General features: G+C 56.5%; 22 protein-coding genes. 8 read left to right on the top strand and 14 right to left on the bottom strand.

What is annotated here, in order from left to right:
* Window positions 1-37: 37 nt before the first annotated feature.
* Genes lysA through argH form a run of 3 tightly spaced genes read right to left on the bottom strand, consistent with a single transcriptional unit; the run spans window position 38 to window position 2,858 of the window.
* Window positions 38-1,303, bottom strand: coding sequence for a diaminopimelate decarboxylase (lysA, locus tag BC440_RS06245; RefSeq protein ID WP_065701847.1), 1,266 nt, complete (start codon window positions 1,301-1,303; stop codon window positions 38-40).
* Complete coding sequence (locus tag BC440_RS23085) at window positions 1,300-1,446, bottom strand: lipoprotein (RefSeq protein ID WP_007092015.1); 147 nt, start codon at window positions 1,444-1,446, stop codon at window positions 1,300-1,302. The genes lysA and BC440_RS23085 overlap by 4 nt, the downstream gene beginning before the upstream one ends.
* The gene (argH, locus tag BC440_RS06240; protein WP_037987105.1) at window positions 1,443-2,858 is read right to left on the bottom strand and encodes an argininosuccinate lyase; all 1,416 of its coding nucleotides are present in this window, start codon (window positions 2,856-2,858) and stop codon (window positions 1,443-1,445) included. Before argH ends, BC440_RS23085 begins: the two co-directional genes overlap by 4 nt.
* Before the next feature lie 32 nt (window positions 2,859-2,890).
* On the opposite strand from argH, the gene BC440_RS06235 reads away from it, so the two are divergent.
* Window positions 2,891-3,451: a TlpA disulfide reductase family protein gene (locus BC440_RS06235; protein ID WP_007092017.1), complete on the top strand. Its 561-nt coding sequence runs from the start codon at window positions 2,891-2,893 to the stop codon at window positions 3,449-3,451.
* A 6-nt stretch (window positions 3,452-3,457) separates the two neighbouring features.
* On the opposite strand, the gene rbsK is transcribed toward BC440_RS06235, so the two are convergent.
* The 8 genes from rbsK to BC440_RS06195 form a co-directional block, all read right to left on the bottom strand.
* A complete protein-coding gene (gene rbsK / locus BC440_RS06230; RefSeq protein WP_065701846.1) occupies window positions 3,458-4,381 on the bottom strand; it encodes a ribokinase in 924 nt (307 codons plus the stop codon).
* A 152-nt stretch (window positions 4,382-4,533) separates the two neighbouring features.
* Entirely contained in the window at window positions 4,534-6,000 is a 1,467-nt protein-coding gene (xylB, locus tag BC440_RS06225) for a xylulokinase (RefSeq protein ID WP_065701845.1), read from the bottom strand.
* 184 nt (window positions 6,001-6,184) lie between these two features.
* Window positions 6,185-7,072, bottom strand: coding sequence for a 3-hydroxybutyryl-CoA dehydrogenase (locus tag BC440_RS06220; protein WP_037987116.1), 888 nt, complete (start codon window positions 7,070-7,072; stop codon window positions 6,185-6,187).
* Window positions 7,073-7,153: 81 nt separating this feature from the next.
* Complete coding sequence (locus BC440_RS06215) at window positions 7,154-8,089, bottom strand: FAD-binding protein (protein WP_065701844.1); 936 nt, start codon at window positions 8,087-8,089, stop codon at window positions 7,154-7,156.
* Between the two features lie 15 nt (window positions 8,090-8,104).
* Window positions 8,105-8,854, bottom strand: a complete 750-nt coding sequence (locus tag BC440_RS06210) for an electron transfer flavoprotein subunit beta/FixA family protein (RefSeq protein WP_037987118.1) — start codon at window positions 8,852-8,854, stop codon at window positions 8,105-8,107.
* 242 nt (window positions 8,855-9,096) lie between these two features.
* Entirely contained in the window at window positions 9,097-9,669 is a 573-nt protein-coding gene (locus tag BC440_RS06205) for a cob(I)yrinic acid a,c-diamide adenosyltransferase (RefSeq protein ID WP_065701843.1), read from the bottom strand.
* Between the two features lie 59 nt (window positions 9,670-9,728).
* Window positions 9,729-9,923 (bottom strand): twin transmembrane helix small protein, encoded by a 195-nt coding sequence (locus tag BC440_RS06200; RefSeq protein WP_007092349.1) that lies wholly within the window; start codon window positions 9,921-9,923, stop codon window positions 9,729-9,731.
* 127 nt (window positions 9,924-10,050) lie between these two features.
* Entirely contained in the window at window positions 10,051-11,994 is a 1,944-nt protein-coding gene (locus BC440_RS06195; protein ID WP_065701842.1) for a sigma 54-interacting transcriptional regulator, read from the bottom strand.
* 212 nt (window positions 11,995-12,206) lie between these two features.
* Between BC440_RS06195 and BC440_RS06190 the strand changes: the two genes are divergently transcribed.
* From BC440_RS06190 to BC440_RS06160, 7 genes are all read left to right on the top strand, one after another.
* The gene (locus tag BC440_RS06190; protein WP_065701841.1) at window positions 12,207-13,676 is read left to right on the top strand and encodes a CmpA/NrtA family ABC transporter substrate-binding protein; all 1,470 of its coding nucleotides are present in this window, start codon (window positions 12,207-12,209) and stop codon (window positions 13,674-13,676) included.
* Window position 13,677: 1 nt separating this feature from the next.
* Window positions 13,678-14,508, top strand: coding sequence for a nitrate ABC transporter permease (gene ntrB / locus BC440_RS06185; protein ID WP_065701840.1), 831 nt, complete (start codon window positions 13,678-13,680; stop codon window positions 14,506-14,508).
* An 11-nt stretch (window positions 14,509-14,519) separates the two neighbouring features.
* On the top strand, window positions 14,520-15,449 hold the full coding sequence (locus tag BC440_RS06180; protein ID WP_063092068.1) for an ABC transporter ATP-binding protein: 930 nt from the start codon (window positions 14,520-14,522) through the stop codon (window positions 15,447-15,449).
* A gap of 36 nt (window positions 15,450-15,485) precedes the next feature.
* Window positions 15,486-15,926, top strand: coding sequence for a cyanase (cynS, locus tag BC440_RS06175; protein WP_007092354.1), 441 nt, complete (start codon window positions 15,486-15,488; stop codon window positions 15,924-15,926).
* A gap of 278 nt (window positions 15,927-16,204) precedes the next feature.
* A complete protein-coding gene (locus BC440_RS06170) occupies window positions 16,205-16,909 on the top strand; it encodes a glutathione S-transferase N-terminal domain-containing protein (RefSeq protein WP_065702156.1) in 705 nt (234 codons plus the stop codon).
* A 140-nt stretch (window positions 16,910-17,049) separates the two neighbouring features.
* Window positions 17,050-18,228 (top strand): adenosylhomocysteinase, encoded by a 1,179-nt coding sequence (locus tag BC440_RS06165; RefSeq protein WP_065701839.1) that lies wholly within the window; start codon window positions 17,050-17,052, stop codon window positions 18,226-18,228.
* A 183-nt stretch (window positions 18,229-18,411) separates the two neighbouring features.
* Complete coding sequence (locus BC440_RS06160) at window positions 18,412-19,755, top strand: ferric reductase-like transmembrane domain-containing protein (protein ID WP_065702155.1); 1,344 nt, start codon at window positions 18,412-18,414, stop codon at window positions 19,753-19,755.
* A gap of 76 nt (window positions 19,756-19,831) precedes the next feature.
* Here BC440_RS06160 and BC440_RS06155 read toward each other — a convergent pair whose 3' ends face one another.
* The 3 genes from BC440_RS06155 to ccrA all read right to left on the bottom strand — a co-directional run bounded on the left by BC440_RS06155 (window position 19,832) and on the right by ccrA (window position 25,268).
* Window positions 19,832-21,931 carry a methyl-accepting chemotaxis protein gene (locus tag BC440_RS06155; protein WP_065701838.1) on the bottom strand — a complete coding sequence of 700 codons (2,100 nt, stop codon included), beginning with the start codon at window positions 21,929-21,931 and terminating at the stop codon, window positions 19,832-19,834.
* A gap of 235 nt (window positions 21,932-22,166) precedes the next feature.
* The gene (locus BC440_RS06150; protein ID WP_065702154.1) at window positions 22,167-23,834 is read right to left on the bottom strand and encodes an acyl-CoA dehydrogenase family protein; all 1,668 of its coding nucleotides are present in this window, start codon (window positions 23,832-23,834) and stop codon (window positions 22,167-22,169) included.
* A gap of 153 nt (window positions 23,835-23,987) precedes the next feature.
* Window positions 23,988-25,268: a crotonyl-CoA carboxylase/reductase gene (gene ccrA / locus BC440_RS06145; protein ID WP_007092360.1), complete on the bottom strand. Its 1,281-nt coding sequence runs from the start codon at window positions 25,266-25,268 to the stop codon at window positions 23,988-23,990.
* Between the last annotated feature and the right edge of the window lie 291 nt (window positions 25,269-25,559).

Genomic DNA, 25,559 nt, shown 5'->3' with positions numbered 1-25,559 from the left:
AATATATTGCCGGTTAGTTTGCATATTCCGGTCCGGGTCAGTCCAGCCAGTCGGGAATGCGGTCCAGACCGATCAGGTCGTCAATCGACTGACGTGGGCGGACGATGGCGAAATCGTCGCCCTTGACCAGAACTTCGGGCGTCAGGGCACGGGTGTTGTAGGTCGATGACATCACCGCACCATAGGCACCCGCCGACATGACCGCGACCAGATCACCCGGTTTCAGGTCATCGGGCAGTTTGCGGTCCTTGCCAAAGGTATCGCCGGTTTCGCAGACCGGGCCGACGATATCGACGGTTGCCTGTTTGTCGCCTTCAGTCTGTTCATCGACCGGGATGATTTCGTGATAGGCGTTGTAAAGGGTTGGCCGGATCAGGTCGTTCATCGCGGCATCAAGAATGACAAAGCGTTTGGCCTCGCCATCCTTGATATACATGACGCGCGAAATCATCACCCCGGCGTTGCCCGCAATCAGGCGGCCCGGTTCGAGCGTGATGTGACAGCCAAGGTGACCGACGGTTTCACGCACCATCTGGCCATAGGCATCGGGCAGGGGCGGGGTTTCGCCCTGATAGGCAATGCCAAGCCCGCCACCAAGATCAAGATTGCGGATATTGATGCCTTCGGCCCGAAGCTTTTCGACCAGATCGGCAAGACGGGTGAAGGCTTCGCGGAAGGGTGCAAGATCGGTCAGCTGTGATCCGATATGCATGGCAATGCCGGTCACGTCGATCCCGTCCATGGCGGCGGCCATGCGGTAAACCTCGATCGCGCGGGTCCAGTCGATGCCAAATTTGTTTTCGGCCTTGCCGGTAGCGATTTTTTCGTGGGTTTTGGCATCGACATGCGGGTTGATGCGGATCGCGATCCGGGCCTTTTTGCCCATATCGAGGGCAACCCGGTTGAGTTCTTCAAGTTCCGGGATGCTTTCGACATTGATCTGGGCGATATCGGCATCAAGGGCTTCGCGCATTTCGGCATCGGCCTTGCCAACGCCGGAAAAAATGACTTTGCCCGGTGCGACACCGGCGCGCAGGGCACGGCGCATTTCACCAACCGAAACCACATCGGCACCGGCCCCCAGTTTGGCGAGTGTTTTCAGCACAGCCTGATTGGAGTTCGCCTTGATGGCGTAGCAAACCGTGGCATCAAGCCCGTCAAACGCACTGGCATAAACGTGATAGTGACGTTCAAGGGTGGCGGTGGAATAGCAATAGAACGGCGTGCCGACTTTTTCGGCAAGCTCGGGGATGGAAACGCCTTCGGCGTGAAGGACGCCATCAATATATTCAAAATGGTTCATTGTGCCGGATATGTCCGTGGATAGTTGCGGCCTTCGTCGGTCGGTGGTTCAAGCGGGCCTTTTTTGCCACACGCGGCAACAGACAGGCCCAGCATCACCGCCAGTACGATCACTGTGCTGCGTTTGAAGATCGGGTTGCTCATTTCAGGAACCTTTCCTTTGCCGCCGCAACCTGTTCCTTCACCCGGACCGGCGCGGTGCCGCCAAAGCTTTGACGCGCACTGACCGATGCCTCGACGGTCAGGACATCGTAAACGGCCTTGGTGATTTTGGGTTCGATCCCCTGAAGGTCTTCTAGCGAAAGCTGATCGAGATCACACCCCTTGCCTTCGGCAAGTTTTACGGTCGCACCGACCACGTGATGGGCGTCGCGGAACGGCATGCCCAGTTCGGCCACCAGCCAGTCGGCCAGATCGGTTGCGGTGGTGTAACCGGCCCCGGCAGCCGCACGCATGTTGTCCTTATGGACCTTCATGTCGGCAATCATGCCGGTCATGGCGGCGACACAAAGACCCAGATGGTCGTGGGCTTCGAAGACCGGTTCCTTGTCTTCCTGCATGTCCTTGGAATAGGCCAGCGGCAGCCCCTTCATCGACAGCATCAGGGAATTGTAGCAGCCAACGATACGGCCGATTTTGGAGCGGATCAGTTCGGCAGCATCGGGGTTGCGTTTCTGCGGCATGATCGAGGAGCCGGTCGAAAATTTGTCCGACATGCCGATAAATTTGAACTGTGCGGAACACCAGATCACCATTTCCTCGGCCAGGCGCGACAGATGCATGGCGGTGATCGATGCCGCGTTCAGATATTCCAGCGCAAAGTCACGATCCGACACCGCATCGAGCGAGTTCGCGGTCGGGCGATCAAAGCCAAGCGATGATGCCGTCATGTGACGGTCAATCGGATAGGGCGTTCCGGCAAGGGCCGCCGAACCCAGCGGGTTTTCATTAGCACGCGTGCGGCAATCGGCAACGCGGCCACGGTCCCGGCCAAACATTTCGACATAGGCCAGAAGATGATGGCCAAAGGTGACCGGCTGGGCGGCCTGAAGGTGGGTAAAGCCCGGCATGATGGTTTCGGCATGGGTGCCGGCCTGTTCGATCAGGGCTTCCTGAAGGCCCTTGAGCCCGGCTTCAAGATCGGCCAGTGCAACGTCGCGGACCCAGAGTTTGAAATCGGTTGCGACCTGATCATTGCGGGAGCGCGCGGTATGCAGGCGACCGGCGGCAGGCCCGATCAGATCACGCAGGCGGCTTTCGACATTCATGTGGATGTCTTCAAGGGCGGCCGAGAAGGTGAATGTGCCGTTTTCGATTTCCTGAAGGATCTGGTCTAGACCCGCGACTATTTTGTCGCCATCTTCTGCGGGGATGATCTTCTGCTTGACCAGCATGGCGCAATGGGCTTTGGAACCCTGAATGTCCTGGGCGTACAGGCGTTTGTCAAAGCCGATGGAAGCATTGATTTCTTCCATGATGGCGGACGGGCCCGCTTCAAAGCGGCCTCCCCACAGGGCGTTGGCATTTTTCTGGTCGGTGGCGTTTTGATCGGTCATTGTGATCCGCAAGCGTTGGAAAGGTGAGTATTGTGAAGGCATTGCTTCGTTACGTAAAACTGGGCGTGATTGTCGCCATATCGGCCATTTATGCAAGCCCTGCCTTTGCAGATACGCAATTGCCGCAAGAACTTTCGAAAATGGAGACGGTGCCTGAGGGCTCAAGCCTGCCGGAAAAGGCGGTTTTCATCGAGGCCGATGGCAGCGAAAGTGACCTTAAGAACCTGAAAGGAAAGGTTATTCTGGTCAATCTTTGGGCGACATGGTGCGCGCCCTGCATCGAGGAAATGCCCGATCTTGATCGACTGGCGGCGAAAATGGATGGCAAGCCGTTCCGTGTTCTGGCGCTTAGTCAGGATCGTGGTGGGGCAGAAATCGTGCAGGAATTCTTTGATGAAAACGGAATCGGCCATCTTGATGTCGTGCTTGATCCGCGCGGGGCAACCGCACGGGCCTTTGGCGCGCGCGGCCTTCCGACCAGTTTCGTGATCGATGCCAACGGGCAGGTTATCGGCAAACTGGAAGGCACGGCCAAATGGGATGCCGACGGGGTTATCGACTATTTCAACAATCTGATTGATGCCGCGTCCTGATTGGGATCAATCAGCACTTTCCATCAGTGATAGAACCTGATCAAGGGTCGGGGCGGCGTCGGCAGCACCATAGCGCGTGGTCGCCAATGCCCCGGTCGCACAGGCAAACCGGACGGCATCACGCAGTGGTCGTCCGTCATGCAGGGCAACGGCCAGCCCGCCATTGAAACAGTCCCCCGCGGCAACCGTATCAATTGCGGCAACGTCAAAGGGGTCGACCCTGCCCGACTGGTCGCCGTCGGAATAAAATGCGCCCCTTGATCCCATTTTGATCACCACGATACGCGCGCCCATTTCGTGCAGTTTTGATGCGGCCGCGTGGGCGGTTTCATCATTGTCGGGGTGAATGCCGGTCATGGCAGAACATTCACTGATATTCGGGGTGACGATGTCGGTCAGTTCCATCAGATCGCGCAAAACAACCCGGTCGGGCACCGGTGCCGGATCAAGGATGATGGTTGCGCCAGCTTCGCGGGCGTATTTCATTGCGCAGGCAATGGCAACAACCGGGCATTCGAGCTGCACCAGCAGATAATTGCAATGTTCCAGAAACACCTGTTTTTCGCGGATGTCGGCCCGGCTCATGGTCATGTTTGCCCCACCGGCCACCGTGATGATGTTTTCGCCAGCATCGTCGATGGATATCAGGGCAGTTCCGGTCTGGGCGTCGGTCGACTGGATCAGCTGGTTGGTGTCAAAGCCTTCGGCGTTCAGGGTATCGATCAGGCTGCGTCCCAGAACATCATTGCCGATTTTGGAAATGAAAACAGGCATTTGACCCAGTCGTGCAACGGCAATCGCCTGATTGCATCCCTTTCCGCCCGGGCCGGTCATGTAATCCTTGGCCGATACGGTTTGGCCGGGTTTGGGCAATTGGGCAACTCGGGCGGCAAAATCGATATTGGAACTTCCGACGATGGCAATGGTCATGGACTATCCGATTAGAAAATTTCTAATACCTTTTACTGATATTGGCATCTTTTCAGGTGTTTAAAGAACCCGGATGCAACATTTCAGGTGAAATGCATCACACCGCTGAAAGGCCGGTCAGGTAAGGCAATCGGTATGGTCTGATGACGTATTCAGACAGGTTGGAATTCATCGCGCAGGGCTGCATAGATTCGTCTGAATTTGGCAAATCGCGGCTGATAATCGGCATGTTTGCGCATATCGGGTTCGATCACTTCCTGAATGACCGGTTTCTGACAGACATCCTCGACCGTTTCGTGATCAAGTGCCAGCCGCCCCAGACGTGCCGCGCCAAAGGCCGGGCCCTTGGCCGCCCCTTCGTATCGGGCAAGCGGACATCCCATGATGTCAGATATCAGTTGAATCCAGTATCGGCTGCGCGCGCCGCCGCCAATGACACCGGGCAATTCGCAATGCGTTCCGGCGGCATGCAGGCGCGATTGCCCGTCCAGAAGGGCAAAACCGACCCCTTCGAGTACCGATTGGACCATTGTTTCGCGCGATGTGTCGCTACCAAGGCCAAAGAACACGCCGCGCGCATAGGGATCGTTATGCGGGGTCCGTTCGCCATTAAGGTAGGGCAGGAACACAACATCCGACGGGGCCTTATGCCCGGCTTCGGTGCGTTGCAGCAATGCGCCGATATCCTTTTCGCCCAACAGGTTTGCCGCCCACAAAAGGCAGCTTGCCCCGTTGAGCAATACCGCCATCTGGAACCAGTGCTGGGGCACGGCATGGGCGAAGCTGTGCAAAAGTTCCAGGGGTTTCGGGCGATAACGGTCGGATGCCACGAAAATCTGTGACGAGGTGCCAAGCGAAATGAAGCCGTCGCCGTGGCTGACCGCGCCGACACCGATGCCACCGGTCGCGGCATCGCCGCCACCACCGGCAACAATCACGGTCGGCTTCATGTCCCAGCGCGCGGCCAGTTCACCGCGCAAATGGCCGGTGGGATCGCTTCCTTCGGCAAGGCGGGGTAGTTGGGCAATATCCATGCCGGTTGCGGCAATGGCGTCAAAATTCCAGCTTCGGCTTTCTTCATCAAGCCACAGGGTTCCGGCGGCATCCGACATTTCCGTGACCTTTTCGCCGGTCAGGCAGAAACGGATGTAATCCTTGGGCAGCAGGACGGTTTTGATTCGGGCAAAGATTTCGGGTTCGTGTTTGCGCAGCCACATCAGTTTGGGCGCGGTCATACCGGGCATGGCAACCACACCGGCCTGCGATGGCAGATCGGGCAGGGCGGCCTGCAATTCATCGCATTCGGCCTTGGCCCGGCCGTCATTCCACAGGATCGCCGGGCGGAGTGGCTTGTCATTCGCATCAAGGATTACCGCCCCGTGCATCTGGCCAGACAGGCCGATGGCCCGAACCGCGGCAAGGGCGGCGGGGTTGGATGATTTCAACTGATCCAGCGCCGTGCAGGTCGCCGCCCACCAGTCATCGGGGTGCTGTTCGCTCCAGAATGGTTTGGGGTTGCTGAGCGTCAGGGGCACATCGGTTTCGGCGACGGTGAGCGAATGTTCATCCATCAGAAGCGCTTTAACGGCAGATGTGCCGACATCTATTCCGAGAAACATGTGGGACGGCCTCCTGGGTCCTGACCTGGACTCTTTTTTTGGTCTTGGTTCCTTGGCCGTCATCATAGCAGGGCAATTTCTGATCGAAAGATCAAAAGCTTTGCACGTTGGTTAAATCATCAATCCAATGCAAAAAGGCCACCGCAGCGATGCAGTGGCCCTTGAATGCGTAACCTGGCAATGATTAGCGGGTCGGAACCGGCTCGTCACCGCTATAGTCATAGAAGCCGCGGCCGACCTTGCGGCCAAGCCAACCGGCTTCGACATATTTGACCAGAAGCGGGCAGGGACGATATTTGGTATCGGCCAGACCATCATGCAGGACATGCATGATCGACAGGCAGGTATCCAGACCAATGAAATCGGCCAGTTGCAGCGGCCCCATCGGATGGTTTGCGCCAAGGCGCATGGCATCATCGATGGACCGGACATTGCCGACGCCTTCGTAAAGCGTATAGATCGCCTCGTTGATCATCGGCAGCAGAATGCGGTTGACGATGAAGGCCGGGAAATCTTCGGCACTTGCCGTGTCTTTGCCCAGTTTCTTGGTCAATTCATGAATGGTGCGATAGGTCGGCTCGTCCGTGGCAATGCCGCGGATCAGTTCGACCAGCTTCATCAGCGGCACCGGATTCATGAAGTGCATGCCCATGAATTTCGACGGGCGGTCGGTATAGGAAGCCAGACGCGTCACCGAAATGGACGAGGTGTTCGTCGCAATGATGGCTTCGGGGCCCAGAACCGGACACAGAGCCTTGAAAATCTGTTTCTTGGTTTCTTCGTTCTCGGTTGCGGCCTCGATCACGAGATCGCAATCAGACAGGAAGCTGTATTCCGTACCCGTGGTAATCCGGGCGAGGGCTGCTGCTTTCTGTTGTTCGGTGATCAGGTCTTTCTTGACCTGACGATCCATGTTCTTGCCAATCAGGCCAAGCGCCTTGTCGAGCGCCTCTGCCGATACGTCAAGCAGTCGGACGTCGTAGTCGGCAAGTGCAATCACATGAGCAATGCCATTGCCCATCTGACCGGCACCGATTACGCCAATGGTCTTGATATCTTCAAGCGAAGCCATTTGTTCCCCACTCATCCCCAAGGGTCAAAACAAGGTCAGAACAACGTTCTTTAGATTGTTCTGACCCTAGATGGGATCTGATTATTTGTCGAGTTCGCTCGCCAATGCGGGAAGGGCCTCGAACAGGTCCGCGACAAGACCGTAATCGGCAACCGAGAAGATCGGTGCTTCTTCGTCCTTGTTGATCGCAACAATGACCTTACTGTCCTTCATGCCGGCAAGGTGCTGAATCGCACCTGAAATGCCTACCGCAATGTATAGCTGCGGTGCAACAACTTTGCCGGTCTGGCCGACCTGCCAGTCGTTCGGGGCGTATCCCGCATCGACGGCGGCGCGCGAAGCACCAATGGCAGCGCCGAGTTTATCGGCAATCGGTTCGATCAGGTGGAAGTTCTCGCCCGAGCCCATACCGCGACCGCCAGAGATGATAACGCTGGCTGCGGTCAGTTCCGGACGTTCCGACTCGGTCAGTTCCTGACTGACAAAAGCGGATTTCCCGGCATCTTTCGCAGTTGCGATATCTTCGATGGTTGCGGAACCGCCTTCGGCCGCGACCGGATCAAAGCCCGTGGTACGCACGGTGATCAGTTTCAGGCTGTCGGACGACTGAACGGTTGCCATCGCGTTTCCGGCATAGATCGGACGGACGAACGTATCGGCACTTTCGACATCGGTGATGTCGGAAATCTGTGCGACGTCTTTTAGTGCGGCAACGCGGGGCATGAAGTTTTTGCCCGTGGTCGAAGCCGCCACCAGAACGTGGCTGTAATCACCGGCCAGTTCATTGACCAGACCCGCCATGTTTTCGGCCAGGAAATGGCCATAGGCCGCGTTATCGGCAACCAGAACCTTGGAAACGCCCGCCACCTTTGCGGCCGCATCGGCAACCGCACGGCAGTTTTCGCCCGCGACCAGAATGGTGATGTCGCCACCGATTTTCTGTGCGGCGGCAACGGTATTGAGCGTTACGCCCTTCAGTTCGGTATTGTCGTGTTCGGCAATAACAAGAATGCTCATTTGATCGGCCCCCGCTTAAATCACTTTGGCTTCGTTGCGAAGCTTGTCGACAAGCTCGGCGACGCTGGCAACTTTCACACCTGCCTGACGTGCCGGTGGTTCCGTCACTTTCAGGGTTTTCAGGCGCGGCGCGGTGTCGACACCAAGATCAGCCGGGCTTAACGTATCAAGCGGCTTTTTCTTGGCCTTCATGATGTTGGGAAGCGACGCATAGCGCGGCTCGTTCAGGCGAAGGTCGGTGGTGACGATGGCCGGAAGATCGATCTTGATGGTTTCAAGGCCACCATCGACTTCGCGGGTGACGTCAAGCTTGCCATCGGCAACGGCGACCTTGGACGCGAATGTGCCCTGCGGCCAGTCCAGAAGGGCGGCCAGCATCTGACCGGTCTGGTTGGCGTCGTCATCAATGGCCTGTTTGCCGAGGATCACGAGATCCGGGCTTTCCTTGGCAACGACTTCCTTGAGAAGTTTGGCAACGGCAAGCGGTTGCAGTTCGTCGTCGGTTTCGACCAGAATGCCGCGATCGGCACCCATGGCAAGGGCGGTACGCAGTGTTTCCTGACACTGTTTCACACCCAGCGATACGGCGACCACTTCGGTCGCGGTGCCGGCTTCCTTGAGGCGGACGGCCTCTTCAACGGCGATTTCGTCAAACGGGTTCATGGACATTTTGACGTTGTTCAATTCAACGCCAGACTGGTCCTGTTTGACACGGATCTTGACGTTGTAATCCACAACGCGCTTAACGGCGACAAGAACCTTCATGACAGACCTGTTCGTTTTTGTTGTCGAAGCTATGGGCTTGCTGCGTTCTGCCGGGGCAGTCCGTAGCGGGGCCCGATGTTACTGTTTTCCCCGCGATGCACAATAGGGGGTGCTACGGGGCTTGTCAATTTACGTAAAGAGGTTAACGTTAACGATAACTTCTTTACTGAAATTCTGAAGTATCTGGCGGTATTGATAGGCAACCAGCCCCCGAAAAGACAGGGATTTATTCGAATATTTGCCTAGCGGGTCAGGCCGGGTTGCCACAGGATATCGTCCCTGCCGCCATTATTGGCATGACGGGCCAGAACGAACATATGGTCCGACAGGCGGTTGATGTAACGCACTGCTTCGGGGTTGATCGCCTCGATTCCCGAGAGCTCCACAATCAGCCGTTCGGCGCGGCGCGACACGGTGCGCGCGACATGAAGCTGGGCGGAAAGGGCGCTGCCGCCGGGCAGGACAAAGGATGTCAGCGGGTCCAGATCGGCATTGATCGCATCGATTTCGGCCTCAAGCCGTTCGGTTTGCGTGGCCGTAATGCGAAGGGCCGGGCGTTCCGGGTTATCGTCGCTGCCGTCACCGGGCGTACACAGATCAGCCCCAAGATCAAAAAGATCGTTCTGGATCCGGGCCAGCATGGCATCGACATCACCCGTCGCATGCAGGCGGGCAACCCCGATCACCGCATTGGTTTCGTCCACCGTGCCATAGGCCGCAACGCGAATATCGTTTTTGGCAACGCGGTTGCCATTGCCAAGAGCGGTTTTACCCTTGTCGCCGGATTTGGTGTAGATGCGGGTCAGTTGAACCATCTTGAATTCCGTTATTCTGAGACGTGACTTTCTGAGGCTAGACCTTCGGCGGGCTTGTTTTATTTGCCAAGCGCCATGAAGGACAGGATGACCAGCAGCAAAAGGGCAATCCCCTGTACCAGTACGCGAAGCTGCATCAGCTTGTTGGATTTTCTGGCATCCTTGCCGCGCGCCATGGTGACGATGCCAAGTACCAGAATAACCGCGACCGCGGCCATCGCGATCAGAACGCCAATCTGTAAAAATCCAGCCATACCGGACTACTCCTTTGTGCCGCCCTTGCGGTGGTAATGTGCCGGGCGGGGCGACATGCTGCGTCAAACTGCGGGCGGGGGCAAGGTCGCAGATCGAAAAATCTTTGCGATTTCCGATGACTGGTTCCTAGTGCTGGCCCGATGGCGTGAAATCGCGCCGGTCAATCCGAAGCTTTTTGATCCGCGATGCCAGTGTTGTTGGCTTTACATTCAAAAGGGCCGCCGCGCCATCGGGGCCAAAAATCCGGCCGCGTGTGGTTTCAAGGGCGCGGATGATATTGTCATATTCACGTTTGCGCCGGTCATCTTCGGTGAGGATTGCGGATGCGTGGTTTATCTGATCACGCGCGGGGTCGGCATTGCCGGGGTCGGTTTCGCGGCGATTGGGTTCGGGCAGGTCAAAATTCAGTTTACCATCACGGGCCAGAATGGCGGCGCGTTCGATAATGTTTTCAAGTTCGCGCGCATTGCCGGGCCAGTCATATTTCATCAGGCTTCTGACCTGCCCGTTGGTCAGGGTCAGTTGCGGGATGTTCAGCCGCTGGCAGATATTGCGCAGGAAATGTGTCGCCAATGGCGGGATATCGTCGGGCCGTTCGCGCAGTGGCCGACATTCGATGGGAAATACATTGAGGCGGAAATACAGGTCCTCGCGGAAGCGGCCGAGCCGGACTTCTTCCTTGAGATCGCGGTTGGTTGCGGCCAATAGCCTTACATTGACCTCGCGCGTGCGTTCCTCGCCGATGCGTTCGAACTTCTGATCCTGCAGAACGCGCAAAAGCTTGCCCTGCAGTTCCAGCGGGATTTCACCGACCTCGTCCAAAAACAACGTCCCGCCATCGGCCAGTTCGAACCGGCCAACGCGATCGCGCACGGCCCCGGTAAAGGCACCGCGGACATGGCCGAAAAACTCGCTTTCGAACAGTTCATGGGGGATGGCGGCACAGTTTACGCGCACCAGAACGCGGTCGCGCCGGTGGCTGGCCTGATGGATGGCGCGCGCGATCAGTTCCTTGCCGGTCCCCGATTCCCCGGTGATCAGGACGTTGGCATCGGTAGGGGCGACCAGATCGATCTGTTTAAGCGCACTATTGATCGCCTCGGACTGGCCGATGATTTCGTGATGGTTGTTGGTCGAGAGGATTTCTTCCTGAAGATAGGCGTTTTCAAGTTCCAGCCTTTCGCGAAGGCGATCAACCTCGGCCAGGGCGGCATGCAGCTTTTCCTCGGCAATTTTGCGTTCGGTAATGTCGCGAAACACGATCACCGCGCCAATCACCAGCCCATGATCGCGGATCGGGGTGGAGGTATATTCAACCCGGATCGGTTTGCCGTCGCTGCGCCAGAAGACTTCGTCGTCAACGCGCCGAACGATGCCTTCGCGAAACGCATTGTAAATCGGGCAATGTTCGGCATGGTATGGGTCGCCATTGACATGCGAATGGTGGATGATCGAATGGATTTCCTTGCCCACCAGTTCCTCGGCCGTCCAGCCCAGCATGCGTTCGGCGGCGGGATTGACAAAGGTGGTGACGCCGTCGCTGTTGACCCCGTAAATGCCTTCGCCCGCCGCACCCAGTATCAACTGGTTTTCGCGTTCGATTTCACGGAAAAAACGTTCGGCGCGCCGCCATTCGGCAATGCCTTCGCGCAGGTAATTATCGGCCTCTGCATCAACGTCGCGGCGGTGGCGGGCGTCCAGATCACAAAGGATGATGATCAGGTAATCCGCGCCCTCCCAATGCAGGGCGCGGGCTTCGTGTTCAAGCCGGATTTCGGTGCCATCCGCATGCATCAGGTTCAGGCCCCGTGTCCAGGCAAAACCGTGATAAAGGGCGGCCTGACTGAACACCACAAGGCTTGGCACCTGTCCCTTGTGCAGGCTGCTCATGGCGGTGGATTTCAGATCGGAAATGCTGCGGCCCAGCAAATTCGCCGCGGCCTGATTGGCAAACATGATGCGATCGCTTTGCGGATGCACCAGCAGGGTCGGATGAATATGCGATGCAAGGGCCTGTTGATACAGGGCGTCCGAAACCGTTGGGGGTGGCGGGTTTGCAATCTGATCCATCGTGGTCGGCCTACGATATTTCGTAAATATGGTTACGAAATATCGTAAATTACGAAATTTCGTATGGTCTGAGATTGCGCCTGTTTCGGGCCAAAGTCCAGTCTTTCCCTAGAGTTTTTCGCGCTGCACAAATCTGGCACGCCGGTTGCTGTTATCACCCCGAATATCGGTGTCGCCTGACGGGCGGCGTAAACAAAACAGGGGGTGACCACATGTCTATCAAAAGTCTGGGCGATCCATTCAGTGGCGAAAGCGATCTGCGGCATAGCAAATCTTGCGGCTGCGAGGCTTGCGCAACCGGCAAACATCACCATGCCGGTCATGACCATCACGAAGACACATACGATCTGGCATCGATGCCCGCCCATAGCGATATGGCTGTGGATGGCGTTGCTTCGTCGTCTGGCAAGCTTGCCAGCAGCGAGGAAATGCTGGATCGCGCGATTGAAAGTGCGGTGGTCCGCTCTGTCTTCGGGCATAACGAGATTTCACGTCGTTCCTTTGCCAAAATGGTTGGCAGCGGGACGATGATGGCGGCACTGGCGTCGGTCCTGCCGCTTGATAAGGTCAAGGCGGCGATCCTTGATGATCTGGGCACGCCGGAAAAAACCAAGCTTAATATCGGTTTTGTTCCGATCACCTGCGCCACACCGATCATCATGGCCCAGCCGATGGGCTTTTATGAGAAATACGGTCTTGATGTTGATGTGATCAAGACGGCGGGCTGGGCAGTCGCACGCGACAAGTCCCTGAACAATGAATATGACGCGTCGCATATGCTGACGCCGATGCCGCTTGCCATCACCATGGGGGCCGGATCGACCGCGACCCCGTTCCTGATGCCGGCGGTTGAAAACATAAACGGGCAGGCGATTGTCCTGCATAACGACCATCTTGATAAACGCGATCCCAAACAGTGGAAGGGCTTCAAGTTCGGTGTGCCGTTCGAATATTCGATGCATAACTTCCTGCTGCGTTATTACGTCGCCGAACATGGCCTTGACCCGGATAAAGACATTCAGATCCGTGTCGTTCCGCCGCCCGAAATGGTCGCAAACCTGCGTGCCGGTAACCTTGATGGTTATCTGTCGCCTGATCCGTTCAACCAGCGCGCCGTCTGGGAAAAAATCGGCTTCATCCACACCCTGACCAAGGATATCTGGGAAGGTCATCCGTGCTGCGCATTTGCCTGTTCCAAGGCGTTTGCCGATGAAATGCCCAATACCTATGGCGCACTTCTGAAATCGATTGTTGATGCGACGCAATACGCATCCAAACCCGAAAACCGCAAGGAAATTTCGGCCGCAATTGCGCCGACCAACTATCTGAACCAGCCGGTGCCGGTCATCGAGCAGGTGCTTACCGGGCGGTATGCCGATGGTCTGGGCGAGGTCAAAAATGTGCCGGATCGCATCGATTTCGATCCGTTCCCGTGGCATTCGATGGGTGTGTGGATTCTGACGCAGATGAAGCGCTGGGGCTATATCGACGGCGATGTTGATTACAAGAAAATCGCCGAAGAAGTCTATGTCGCGGCCGATTGCGCCAAGATCATGAAAGACCTTGGTTACGAAGCGCCAGACAGCACCTATCAGAAATACACGATCATGGGCAAAGTGTTCGATCCCGATCAGCCCGAGGCCTATGTCAACAGCTTCCCGATTGGCAAAGGGGTAAGCTGATATGATCGCATCCCTGAATGCCAGGGCGCTGCTGTTGTCTGCTGTTTTGCTGGCGGTTCTTCTTGGAATATGGGAGGCCGCCAGCCCCCAGCAGAAACTGGGCAGTGAACTGACAGAATATGAAATCCTGATGGGCGGGGCAGAGCCAAAGGCCGCTGTGCCGCCGCCATCTGCGGTGTTCGTCAAGGCGTGGGAAGAACTTTCCAACCCTTTCTATGATGCCGGTCCCAACGACAAGGGGATTGGCATTCAGATCGGTTATTCGCTTTATCGCGTTCTATCGGGCTATTTTCTGGCGGCGGCAATTGCCATTCCCGCCGGGTTCCTGATTGGCATGTCACCATTGATGTATCGGGCACTTGATCCGTTCATCCAGATCCTTCGCCCGATCTCGCCATTGGCGTGGATGCCGCTTGCGCTGTTTATCATTCAGGACAGTCAGGCATCGGCGATCTTTGTGATCTTTATCTGTTCGATCTGGCCGATGCTGATCAATACGGCCTTTGGTGTTGCCGGTGTGCGCAAGGATTGGGTCAATGTAGCGCGCACCCATGAACTTGGCACGCTTAAAACCGCGTGGATCGTCATTCTTCCGGCGGCGGCACCGACCATCCTGACGGGGATGCGGATTTCCATCGGGATTGCGTGGCTGGTGATTGTGGCCGCCGAGATGCTCGTGGGGGGTACCGGCATTGGCTATTACGTCTGGAACGAATGGAACAATCTGGATCTGACCAGTGTGATCTTTTCGATCCTGATGATCGGTCTTGTCGGCATGCTTCTTGATACGGCGTTCGCCTATTGCGCCCGCCTTGTGCAGTACCAGGAATAAGGAAAAGCACCATGCCAACACCCTTCCTGAGCGTACAGGGACTAAGCAAACGGTTCCCCGGCCCCAAGGGCTCTGATCCGTTAACCGTGTTTGAAAACGTCAATCTTGGCATCGAAAAGGGCGAATTTGTCTGCATCATCGGTCATTCGGGCTGCGGCAAATCGACGATCCTGAATATCCTTGCCGGGCTGGACGAGCCGACCGACGGTGCGGTGATCATGAATGGCAAGGAAGTATCGGGGCCAAGTCTTGATCGCGGTATCGTGTTTCAGAACTATTCCCTGTTGCCGTGGTTATCCGCGCTTAAAAACGTGACCTTTGCCGTGCAGGCGCGTCATCGCAACTGGACCAAGAAGCAGGTCCATGATCATTCGATCAAATATCTGGAAATGGTCGGACTTACCGGCGGGGCAGAGCTTCGCAAGCCATCGCAGTTATCAGGCGGTATGCGGCAGCGCGTTTCAATCGCACGGGCCTTTGCCATTCAGCCGGAACTTTTGTTGCTGGATGAACCGTTTGGGGCACTTGATGCCCTGACACGGGGCAGCATTCAGGATGAATTGATCCGTATCTGGGCCGGGTCGGATCAGACCGTTTTCATGATCACCCATGATGTGGACGAGGCGATCCTTCTTGCCGACCGCATCCTTCTGATGACCAACGGACCTTATGCGCGGGTCGCGGAATCGGTACAGGTCGATATCGAACGTCCGCGCGTTCGCGCCGATATCATCCATCATCCCGACTATTACGACATTCGCAACCATCTGGTCGAATTCCTTGCCAAGCGGTCCCGCGAACTGGCCGGGAAGCGCGACGAGGATGGCGTTTCCGAACCAAACGTTGTCCGTTTTGGCCTGAACGGGCCGGTTGCCAATACATCCAACAAAGGTACCGGGGAAACACCTGCGCGTGCGCGGGTGGTGAATGGTGCCGACTAATCCGTAACGACACAGACAGTGAAGTGGAGAAAAGCTGTGAAAAAAGCAGATGTGAAAGAACTGATCATTACGTCCAAAAAAGCCAAGGGCCTTGGCTGGGAAGAAATCGCCAGCAAGATCGGCATGTCCCCGGTCTGGACCACCTCGGTCTGCCTTGGCATGAATTCCGCGCCCAAGGAAAAGGCCGATATGCTGGTGGCGTTGCTGGAGCTTCCGGCGGAGGCATCCGCCGTGCTGCAGGAATGCCCGATGAAAATCTGGGAGCAGGCGGTGCCGACCGATCCGGCGGTGTACCGCATTTATGAAATCATGGGCGTTTACGGCGAAACGATCAAAGAAATCATCCATGAGAAGTTCGGCGACGGCATCATGAGCGCGATTGATTACGAAATGTATATCGAACGCAAGGCCGATCCGAAGGGCGACCGCGTTGTCGTGACCCTTGATGGCAAATTCCTGCCTTATCGTGCGTGGTAATATCGCACGCGGTTTAGGCAATCCCATATCGGCAGCGGATGAATACTGATCCGGATGTCGCAGTCCAGTCAGGCCAATCTGCATCAGCGGGTTGGCCTGATCTGTTGTTGCCGCAGGACTGAAACAGGGCGGGAAACAGTCAATTGCCAATTTCGCGCTGGCGGGAAGGCCGTCTTGTCCTGCATCTTGGGGATATCACGTTGGATAAGGGTTGATGGTCTGGCGCAATGCCGCCCCCATCAACCGCCATGACCCAAATCAGGAAGGATAATAATCAGATGGCTGATCTGTCCGCATTTGACATCACCAAACGCTGGTCTGCTACGAACCCGGATATATTGCAGCTTTATTCCCTGCCGACACCGAACGGGGTCAAGGTTTCGATCATGCTGGAAGAAACCGGCATCGATTACGAGCCGCATTTCATTGATATCGGCAAGGACGAAACCTGGACACCGGAATTCCTGTCGCTGAACCCGAATGGCAAAATCCCGGCCATCATTGACCCGAACGGCCCGGATGGAAAACCGGTTGGCCTGTTTGAATCGGGCGCAATTCTTTTGTATCTGGCGGAAAAAACCGGAAAATTCCTGCCTTCTGATCCGATTGCCCGGATCGAAACCATCCAATGGGTGTTTTTCCAGATGGCGGCGATTGGCCCGATATTTGGTCAGCTTGGTTTCTTCCACAAATTTGCCGGTCGCGAGTATGAGGATAAACGCCCGCGGGATCGGTATGTTGGGGAATCCAAACGTTTGCTCGGTGTTCTCGAAACCCGTCTTGCCGGGCGTGACTGGATCATGGGTGATGAATATACCATTGCCGATATCGCGACCCTTGGCTGGGTGCGCAACCTGATCGGTTTCTATGATGCCGGGGCACTGGTGGATTATGACAGTCTGAAAAACGTTCCGGCATGGCTTGAGCGCGGGCTTGCGCGTCCGGCGGTCAAGCGTGGTCTGGAAATTCCGGCGCGTCCTTAGTTTGCCGGGGTTGTGTAATCAATTGGCCTGCCGGATGAAAAATCTGACCAGCCGGTCAGAAATGCTTTTCATCCGGCCGGGCTGGGATTAACACATGGGGGTAATCCAGTATTCGTCCCACGTTTCAAGCGAGCCCACCCATGACCACCTCGACGACCAGCCGCATCAAGGACCCGGCACTTGCCGCCAATATCACCGATGAAACCCTTGCCTGGCGCGAGGTGATCTGCCCGGTGACCGCCAAATACGGCAATTACGTTGCCAAACGCGACTTGCGTGACAAAACCATCGTCAGTTTTCAGCACGTTCTTGAAGACACCATTCCGACCCTGCTGCCGTTTGTCAAAGCAGGCGCCACGGTCAAGGTCGGGGCGTGCAACCCCGATAGCACCGATGATGTTGCCGCCGCCTATCTGGCGGCGAACGGGGTCGAGGTCCATGCCTTTTCCGGCATGACGCCTGATGAATATGCCAAAAGCATCGATATCCTGTCCGACAGCCCGGCCGATATCGTGGCCGATATGGGTGGGGAGCTGATCGAGGCGTTCGTGAAAAAGGGCCATAAGGTCGATGGCGCGCTTGAAGCGACCACGACGGGTGTTCACCGCGTCGAAAAGCTTGATTTCACCTTCCCGGTGTTTAACTGGAACGATATTGCGATCAAGGATCGTCTGCATAACCGCCATCACGTGGCGCAGGAAATGTGGCCGGTGTTTTCCAATGTGACCGGTCTGGCGCTTTATGGGCGTTCGGTTCTGGTGATCGGTTTTGGCCCGGTCGGGCGCGGCGTTGCCGAACGGGCGCGCAATCTGGGGGCTGTGGTATCGGTCGCGGAACGTGATCCGGTCCGGGCGCTTGAAGCCCAGCATCACGGTTGCCGGGTTGTTGGCCTTGAAGACGGGCTTCGGGAGTGTGCGATTGTCGTTACCGCGACGGGTTTTTCCGGCATTCTTGGTGCGGATCAGATCAAGCTGGCGCGTCGTGGCGTCATTCTGGTCAATGTCGGGCATTCCAATACCGAAATTGACGTCAAATGGCTTGATACGCAGGAACGCACCCGGATGCGCCGCTATATCGAGCGTTTCACGCTTGATAATGGCAAGGAAGTCTACCTTCTGAACCGTGGTAGCCTGCTTAACCTCGCGCCGGGCATGGGCGGTTCGGGCAAGGATCTGTTTGATCCATTTTCCGCCATTCTGATCCGCGGGATCGACTGGCTGGCATCGGGTGGGGCATCGTCGTTCAAGCCGGGATTCTATGATTACCCGGCCGATGTCGAACGCGAAATCGCCGAGGCGGTTTTGCATTCGCACAGCTGACAGGACGGAAGATGCAACAGGGCGGGGATATCGATTTCCCGCCTTTTGTATCAGAACCGGTATTTTGATACGGTTTGATACAAGTTAATGCCCCAACTGGCATAATATGGTGAAGTTTTTCTGGTTAGTTCATTGCGCTGTCGGGGTCTTCCCGGCTGCGGGATGACATTCGGGACCACGATCATGAAAAACATATCCTTCATTTATGCCGGTTTTCTTTCTGTGATTACGCTGCTTTGGCTGGCGGCCAATCCGGGCCTGTTCGAAGTTGCCGAATTCATTCAGCTTCGAAATTTCATGGTCCAGTATTTTGGCACCCTGTCGATTGCCATCATGAGCCTGATCATGATCCTGGCGACACGTCCGGTATGGCTTGAAGATTATACCGGCGGCTTGGATAAAACCTATCGGCTGCACAAATGGCTTGGCATTACGGTTCTGGTGACATCCGTGATCCACTGGCTTTGGTCGAATGGCCCGAAATGGGCATCGGCCCTTGGCCTGATTGAAGGCGGTCGGCGCAGGTCGCATGGGGATCAGACCGGATTTTCCCAGTTACAGGGCTTCTTTGCCGGTCAGCGCGGCTTTGCCGAGGGGATTGGCGAATGGGCGTTCTATGTTGCCGTGGCCCTGATGATTATTGCGCTGATCAAATGGTTTCCCTATCGCTGGTTTGCCAAAACACACACCTTCATCGCTGCGGCGTATCTGGTGCTGGTGGTGCACGCTATGTTCCTGTTTGAATTTGGCAACTGGATCAGCCCGATTGGCATTGTGACGGCTGTGCTTCTGATCGCGGGCACGATATCGGCATGTATTGTCCTTGCCGGGCGGGTCGGCCGTAACCGGCAGGTCGCCGGAAAGATCGTCAATATCGTGCGTCTGCCTGATATCGATACCGTGCAGATCACCATCATGCCCGAGGCGGGCTGGCGGGGGCACAAGGCAGGGCAGTTTGCCTGCGTTGCCTTTGGGGATGACGAACGCCCGCATCCCTTTACGATTTCCTCGCACTGGAACCCGGAATTCCCGCAGATCACCCTGCTGGTGAAGGCATTGGGCGATTATACGGAAACATTGCCGGATAATTTGCGCGTCGGGGGTGACGTCCGGCTTGAAGGGCCCTATGGCCGGTTCACCTTTGGGCAGGGCAATGATCGTCAGGTCTGGATTGCTGGTGGTATCGGTTTGACCCCGTTCCTTGCAAAACTTGAAGAACTCGCGCTGAAACCGGCTGCGGGCGAACAGAAGATCGATTTCTATCAGGTCGCCCCGAGCGAGGATGCGACCCTGATGGACCGTATCAGGCAACTGGCGCACAAGGCCGGGGTTACCCTGCATGTCTGGCGTGATGATGAGGATGGCCTTTTGAAAGCGGAGCGGGTTCGGGCCGATATCCCCGACTGGCATGCTGCCAGTTTCTGGTTCTGCGGGCCACAGCCCTTTGCCGCGGCATTGAAACGCGATCTGGTCCGTGAGGGGTTGCCCGCCAAATCATTCCATACCGAACTGTTTGAATTTCGCTAGGTCAAAATGCAAAAGGGGCAGGTCTTGTGATCTGCCCCTTTTTTCAATCTGCGATCTGGCGGGCAGCCCGATCTGATCAGGCGCGATATCCGATGCGCAGATTGCCCCATTGTTCGCCGTTCACGACAATCGGGATGTCGCATTCCTTCATGAACACGACTTCCGATCCCATGTCGCGGAAATAGGTCTGCAACAGTTTGGGTTTGGTGTTGCGCGCCGCCATCAGGCCGGCCCGGTCGTCAAAGATGCGCCGGTTGCGGCAATTGCCCATGTTCCATGCCGGTTCACCGGGGCGCTGTGGCTGGCTGTAAACCTTGTTATGGGTCGGCAGGAAGCCGTTGATATCCACCCCGGCGGCAAAGACGATATGTTTGTCCTTTTGCAGGATTTCTTCCTGTAACGGGGTGAAATGCCGGTCGGTAAAGGGGATATAGGGCGTCATGAACTGTATCGGATCAGAGCCCTCAATCGGTTCATAGCGGGGGCGGAACAGATCATCTTTGCGGATCTCGCCATTGCGGATACCGTTTTCGAGTGTCTTTGCCAGTTGGGCCGCCAAGGGTGCGCCCAGTTCGGCGATCTTGTTGTCGTGATCGCGGGTTTTTTGCAAAAGCCCCATGATCGTGCGGTTGGCGTCTTCGTCCAGTTCGGTGAATTGGACATGCGATCCCAGACCTGAAACCGCTTTTAAAATGCCATGTAAACGTGTGCTGCCATCAAGCAGGATCGAAACCGGTTTGCCATTGTCCTGATCGCTGGCCTTGATGCGCGCCAGAAGACCGGCAACCGACATATCGGCGGAAACACCTTTGCGTTTGTCGCCATTGCCGAAATCCATTTCGATATCAACGGCAATCGGGACGCGTTCCTGATTGCGGCGGTTGCTGCTGTCACTGGTGCGCAGAACAACGCGGAACCGGTTTTCCATTTCGTTGATATCCTTGCGGATATTCGAAGAGAGAATACGCAGGTTTTCCGATGTCTTGCTGGCATTGTGCGATCTTTCACTTGCCAGTGCGATGTCGCTGGAAATGCCCTGCATGTGGGTGGACACTTCCTGCGCGCTGGTTGAAATCTCGCTGATGGCGGCGGTCTGTTGCTGGACGGATGAGGCGATATCCGATGACAGCTGGCTGACTTCGTCAATCGCGCCGCCGATGCCCTCAATCGCGCCAACGGCGTCGGAGGTTGCGTCCTGAATGGCGGTGATCTGGGCGTTGATGTCGGAAATGGCTTTTTCGGTTTGGGATGCCAGGTTTTTCACCTCGTTGGCAACAACGGCAAAACCCTTGCCGGCATCGCCCGCGCGGGCGGCTTCGATGGTGGCGTTAAGGGCCAGCATCTTGGTCTGATCGGAAATGCGTTTGACGATATCGACAACCTTGCCGATCTCGCTTGCGGTGTCTGACAGGCTGTTCATCGTGACCGATGTTTCCTGTGCACGGGTCACGGCCTGACTGGCGATATCGTTGGTTTTGTGGATGCGGTCGGCGATTTCCTCGCTCGATGCCTGCAATTCCTCGGTCGCGGAGGCGACGGTGGAAACATTGTTGCTGGCAATGGCGGTGGTTGACGTGATCCGTTCAACCAGTTCCGACAGATCATGCGCATCGGATGCCATGGTTTGCGCGACGTCATTGGTACGTCCGGCCTGAAACCCGACTTCGGCGATGATGTTATCGGTTTCGCGTTCGATGATTTCCGACATCGACTGGATTTCCGATGCCGACCTTGCCTGTGCCGCGTGGCGTTCGGCCTTGGCCATCAGGCAGGCCATATCGCCCATCAGCATCGAACGGCAGGCATCGAGAACGCCGGGATCGCGTCGGCCGCGTCCCTCGGATGCTGCCAGTCTGGCGAAATTTTCGATTGTGTTGTGGTAGGCTTGGACGATGCGGCTGGCGGGGATGCCGGCAATGGCATCGGCCAGAATGTGATCGGCAAAGCAGGCATCGAAATCCGATCCGCTATTGGCGGCCATCAAGGTGCGCAGGCGTTTGGCCAGTTCGCTGACATGGGCCTTCGGATCGTGCGGATTGCGGCTGCTTTGGCCTGTGCCAAACAGCTCTGCCAGAAGGCTTTCGGCGAGCTTGTCGGCATGTTTGTCAAAGATTTCACGCGCAGCATGTGCACGCGTGAAAATTGCATTTTCCGGTGATGCAGACGCGTGATTCATGAAACGTCTCTCCCTGTTTCCCCATCGGCATATCAGGCCGCGCAGGCTTCGATTTTTTCGATTTTTTACCTGCTGATTGGGGTGATGTTACCACCGCAAGGTAGATATAAAGATATCATACTTTAGGTTGACACAAGAAAGAGGCCCGTCAAGGGTGACGGGCCAAGTTTGCCCAGGTTTTTCACCGGGGCCACGGTTCGCTGGAGAGAGACGACATCAGGGGGCCAATCGTTGGCTATCGGCCCAGAAGACCGCGGGTCACCACCTGTGCCTGTATTTCGGCCGCCCCTTCGAAGATGTTGAGGATGCGGGCATCGCACAGAACCCGGCTGATCTGGTATTCAAGCGCGTAGCCATTGCCGCCATGGATCTGAAGCGCGTTATCGGCATTTGACCACGCAACGCGCGCGCCCAGAAGCTTTGCCATGCCGGCCTCGATATCGCAGCGGATATCCTGATCTTTCTCGATGGCGGAAAAATAGGTGAGCTGGCGCGCGATCATGGTTTCGACCACCATCCAGGCGATTTTGCCGTAAACCCGCGGGAAGCTGTAAAGCGGATTGGAAAACTGGATGCGGTCCTGTGCGTAGCGCATCCCGATTTCAAGCGCGTTCTGGGCGACGCCAACCGCACGCGCAGCCGTCTGGATGCGCGCCGATTCAAAGGTTGCCATCAGTTGTTTGAAGCCCTGGCCTTCATCCCCGCCCAGAAGGTTTTCGGCGGGGACTTCGAAGCCGTCAAACGACAGTTCGTATTCCTTCATGCCGCGATAGCCAAGCACCTCGATCTCTCCGCCGCTCATGCCCTTGGCCGGGAACGGATCATTTTCCGTGCCACGCGGCTTTTCGGCCAGCAGCATGGATAGCCCGCGATATCCGGTTTCATCGGGGTTGGTGCGTGCCAGAAGCGTCATCAGGTCGGAACGCGCCGCGTGGGTGATCCATGTTTTGTTGCCGGTGACCTTATAGGTATCGCCATCCTTGGTCGCGCGCGTGCGCAGATGCGCCAGATCCGATCCGTTATTGGGTTCGGTGAAGACCGCGGTTGGCAGGATTTCACCCGATGCCAGTTTCGGCAGGTAATGTTCTTTCTGCGCGTCGGTGCCGCCAAGGCGGATCAGTTCGGCGGCAATTTCGGACCGGGTGCCAAGCGAGCCCACCCCGATATAGCCGCGCGAGAGTTCTTCTGTCACGACGCACATCGCGGTTTTGCCCATGCCAAGCCCGCCGTATTCTTCGGGGATGGTCAGGCCGAAAACGCCCAGTTCGGACATCTCGTTGATAATTTCAATCGGGATCAGTTCATCGCGTTCGTGCCAGCCATGGGCATGCGGGCTGACCTTTTCATTGACAAAGCGCCGGAACTGGTCGCGGACCATATCAAGGGTTTCGTCTTCAAGCCCGGTTTCGCCAAAGCGGCCGGTATCAAGGCTGTCCTTGATCTGGTCGGCAATCGCACGCCGGGTGGCGTCGTTGTTGCCCGAACCGGTCAGGGTCGCAACCGCGCGGCTGTCGCCAAGGGCGGCAATCACATCAGCCGGAACGCCAAGGGTTGAAAGGCGGATAAATTCGCCCTGCGACATTGGAATGCCGCCCTGAATTTGCGCCAGATATTCGCCAAAGGCCGCCTGAAGGATCAATTGTTCAAGCGTTCCGAATTTGCCCTGCGTTTCAAGCCGATCAGCCCATGCCTTCATCTGCTTAAGTGCTGTGACATAGGTTGAAAACCATGCAAAGCCATGGGCGGCATACTGGTTTTCATCAAGTGCGCTGGCATCGATTTTGCCATCCACCGTCACGCTTTCGCGCATGGCGGTTTCGGCGGCGTGATGCACCGGGGCAAGGGCCGCCAGCGCATCATCGCAAAGCCGGGTCAGTTCGGGCAGCAGGGCATTATCGGTCATCGGTCTGGTCATCGGGTTCGGTCCATCTGGTGCATGAAGCAGACTATCATTGTTGTCCTGCCGGTTGGGCAAGGATTGAAAAGTGGCAGCCCCGATGCGGATCGGGCGAGAACGCATCAGGGCCGCCAACGGTCAGCCGACGCTTTATGTGGGTTAGGCGTCGACTGCTTCTTCAAGGGTGCGCATGCCCGGGCGTTTGGCCTGAACCAGAACGGCCATGTTTCCGGGCTTGTGTTCGTTGCGCATCATTTTCATATGCGCACGCGGAATATCGTCCCAGCCAAACACTTCGGACATGCTGGGATCAATGCGGCGTTCAATCACCAGCTTGTTGGCCTGGGCGGCCTGTTTCAGGTTGGCAAAGTGGCTGCCCTGAATGCGTTTCTGGCGCATCCAGACAAAGCGCGCATCGAAGGTCAGGTTAAAGCCCGTCGTCCCGGCACAGAACACGACCATCCCGCCGCGCTTGACCACGTTGCACGATACGGGGAAGGTCTGTTCGCCCGGATGTTCAAAGACGATATCAACGTCATTGCCCTTGCCGGTGATGTCCCAGATCGCCTTGCCGAATTTGCGTACTTCTTTCATATAGTCGCCAAATTCCGGGCCATTCACGGTTGGCAACTGGCCCCAGCAATTGAAATCCTTGCGGTTGATCACGGCCTTCGCACCAAGGCCCAGCACGAAATCGCGTTTGCTTTCATCGGAAATCACGCCAATCGCATTGGCACCTGCCGTGGTAATAAGCTGGATCGCCATCGATCCAAGGCCGCCCGAGGCCCCCCACACCAGAACATTGTGACCGGGTCGCAGGATATGCGGGCGATGGCCAAACAGCATGCGGTAGGCGGTGGCAAGGGTCAGCGTGTAACACGCACTTTCTTCCCATGTCAGGTGTTTGGGACGCGGCATGAGCTGCTGGGCCTGCACGCAGGTGAACTGGGCAAAGGATCCGTCCGGTGTTTCATAGCCCCAGATGCGCTGGGTGGGGGATAACATCGGGTCGCCGCCGTTGCATTCCTCGTCATCGCCGTCATCCTGATTGCAGTGAATGACGACCTCATCGCCGACTTTCCAGCGTGTGACCTTTGACCCGACCGCCCAGACAATGCCCGACGCATCCGATCCCGCGATGTGATAGGGCAGGTCATGCACGTCAAAGACCGAGATCGGTTTGCCAAGCGACGCCCACACACCATTATAGTTCACACCCGCCGCCATCACGAGGACGAGGACCTCGTGGCTGTCGGGCTGGATGACGGGCAGGACTTCGCATTGCATGGCGGTATCGGGTTCGCCGTGACGTTCACGGCGAATGGCCCAGCCATACATATTTTTCGGCACATGACCCAGCGGCGGGATTTCGCCGATTTCATACAGGTCTTTTTCTTCATGACCACCACGGAACGGCAGAACTTCAGCAGTCGTATTCATGGCCTTCACTCCTTGTTCGGGGTCGATCCGGGATGCGCTGTAAATGGCTGGTAATAAAATTACCTTGTGTTGCGCTGCGGTCGACGAATCCTCCAAGCCACGGAACTTGTGATATTTTCCCTGAAATGCACCGGTGTCCCTTGGGTTTTAGCCGGGTTCCCCGAATGCTTTCTTAGTTTTTGCTTTTATCGCGTTGCACAAATTGTTATATAATTATCCAAGTGATGTCTAGTAGGTAATTTAATAACGTTTTCTTGTAATAAACATAAAGCTTTTGGGTAATAAAGATAC

This window comes from Thalassospira sp. MIT1004 (assembly GCF_001858545.1).
In the GTDB taxonomy this organism is placed as follows: Bacteria; Pseudomonadota; Alphaproteobacteria; order Rhodospirillales; family Thalassospiraceae; genus Thalassospira; species Thalassospira xiamenensis.
This window is presented reverse-complemented; position numbering and strand designations above follow the sequence as displayed.

Excerpts from the sequence above, each read along its gene's own strand:
- BC440_RS23085 (WP_007092015.1), bottom strand. The coding sequence starts at position 1,446 with ATGAGCAACCCGATCTTCAAACGCAGCACAGTGATCGTACTGGCGGTG.
- xylB (WP_065701845.1), bottom strand. The coding sequence starts at position 6,000 with ATGTTTCTCGGAATAGATGTCGGCACATCTGCCGTTAAAGCGCTTCTG.
- BC440_RS06155 (WP_065701838.1), bottom strand. The coding sequence starts at position 21,931 with ATGAATCACGCGTCTGCATCACCGGAAAATGCAATTTTCACGCGTGCA.
- BC440_RS06180 (WP_063092068.1), top strand. The coding sequence starts at position 14,520 with ATGCCAACACCCTTCCTGAGCGTACAGGGACTAAGCAAACGGTTCCCC.
- BC440_RS06190 (WP_065701841.1), top strand. The coding sequence starts at position 12,207 with ATGTCTATCAAAAGTCTGGGCGATCCATTCAGTGGCGAAAGCGATCTG.
- lysA (WP_065701847.1), bottom strand. The coding sequence starts at position 1,303 with ATGAACCATTTTGAATATATTGATGGCGTCCTTCACGCCGAAGGCGTT.
- BC440_RS06170 (WP_065702156.1), top strand. The coding sequence starts at position 16,205 with ATGGCTGATCTGTCCGCATTTGACATCACCAAACGCTGGTCTGCTACG.
- BC440_RS06215 (WP_065701844.1), bottom strand. The coding sequence starts at position 8,089 with ATGAGCATTCTTGTTATTGCCGAACACGACAATACCGAACTGAAGGGC.
- BC440_RS06220 (WP_037987116.1), bottom strand. The coding sequence starts at position 7,072 with ATGGCTTCGCTTGAAGATATCAAGACCATTGGCGTAATCGGTGCCGGT.
- BC440_RS06210 (WP_037987118.1), bottom strand. The coding sequence starts at position 8,854 with ATGAAGGTTCTTGTCGCCGTTAAGCGCGTTGTGGATTACAACGTCAAG.
- BC440_RS06165 (WP_065701839.1), top strand. The coding sequence starts at position 17,050 with ATGACCACCTCGACGACCAGCCGCATCAAGGACCCGGCACTTGCCGCC.
- BC440_RS06160 (WP_065702155.1), top strand. The coding sequence starts at position 18,412 with ATGAAAAACATATCCTTCATTTATGCCGGTTTTCTTTCTGTGATTACG.
- BC440_RS06205 (WP_065701843.1), bottom strand. The coding sequence starts at position 9,669 with ATGGTTCAACTGACCCGCATCTACACCAAATCCGGCGACAAGGGTAAA.
- BC440_RS06150 (WP_065702154.1), bottom strand. The coding sequence starts at position 23,834 with ATGACCGATAATGCCCTGCTGCCCGAACTGACCCGGCTTTGCGATGAT.
- ccrA (WP_007092360.1), bottom strand. The coding sequence starts at position 25,268 with ATGAATACGACTGCTGAAGTTCTGCCGTTCCGTGGTGGTCATGAAGAA.
- BC440_RS06195 (WP_065701842.1), bottom strand. The coding sequence starts at position 11,994 with ATGGATCAGATTGCAAACCCGCCACCCCCAACGGTTTCGGACGCCCTG.
- ntrB (WP_065701840.1), top strand. The coding sequence starts at position 13,678 with ATGATCGCATCCCTGAATGCCAGGGCGCTGCTGTTGTCTGCTGTTTTG.
- rbsK (WP_065701846.1), bottom strand. The coding sequence starts at position 4,381 with ATGACCATTGCCATCGTCGGAAGTTCCAATATCGATTTTGCCGCCCGA.
- argH (WP_037987105.1), bottom strand. The coding sequence starts at position 2,858 with ATGACCGATCAAAACGCCACCGACCAGAAAAATGCCAACGCCCTGTGG.
- BC440_RS06200 (WP_007092349.1), bottom strand. The coding sequence starts at position 9,923 with ATGGCTGGATTTTTACAGATTGGCGTTCTGATCGCGATGGCCGCGGTC.